The sequence below is a fragment of the Brachyspira catarrhinii genome (assembly GCF_005518285.1).
GTDB classification, from domain to species: domain Bacteria; phylum Spirochaetota; class Brachyspiria; order Brachyspirales; family Brachyspiraceae; genus Brachyspira; species Brachyspira catarrhinii.
Genome location: NZ_SJDU01000651.1, coordinates 1 through 813, shown reverse-complemented (window position 1 = coordinate 813; position 813 = coordinate 1). Strand labels below are relative to the sequence as shown.

General features: G+C 34.4%; 1 protein-coding gene. It reads left to right on the top strand.

All coding sequences use genetic code 11. From position 1 onward, the window contains the following. Positions 1-51 precede the first annotated feature (51 nt). Positions 52-813 (top strand): LON peptidase substrate-binding domain-containing protein (locus EZH24_RS12865; protein ID WP_236847260.1); only part of this gene is annotated, 762 nt, incomplete at its 3' end.

The window sequence follows — 813 nt, the reverse complement described above, 5'->3', positions numbered from 1 at the left end:
TCGCTCGATTATTCTATACATTTTATAACGGAATGGTATAACGAAAAAGAGATAAAAGAAGAAAATATAAATAACGAAAACGATAACAAAAACGGAAGCGAAAATACGCTTTCAATTTTGGAAGATAAATTACCTTCGAGATTAATAATAATTCCCGTAATAGGAAAGCCTTTATTTCCCGGACTTTACGCTCCGTTTCCAATTCCTCCGATTCATGCGGCTTCTGTAAATAAAGCGATAGAAGAATCGAACGGATTTTTGGGACTCAATTTATTTATATCCGACAATCCGAAAGAGGACGGAAAAGTTTCTCCAGAAGATATTTATAAAGTTGGAGTGATAGTGAAAGTATTTAAAAAATTGAATCTCCCAGACGGCGGACTCAATTTGCTTATTAATTCGATAAAAAGATTTAAAATAATTAGATTCATAAATACGGAATCGATTTTAAGAGTAGAGCCTTTATATATGCCCGATATTAGCGCTTATTCGAGCAAAGAGGACGAAAATGAAATTAAGGCGTATACGAAAGCGTTACTTTCGGAGGTAAAAGCTTTAAGCGAAAATAATCCTCTGTTCACGGAAGAAATGCGACTCACTATGATTAATGTGGACGACCCTGGAAGATTGGCGGATTTTGTAACTTCGATGATAAATGCGGAAAGGGCGAGTCAGCAGGAAATATTGGAAACATTCGAGGTTAGAGACAGACTCGAAAAAGTTCTTCTGCTTTTGCAAAAAGAAAGAGAGATAACTAAAATACAACAAAAAATTCAAGGAAGCATAAATCCGAATAAAAAAGATATAGAAAAT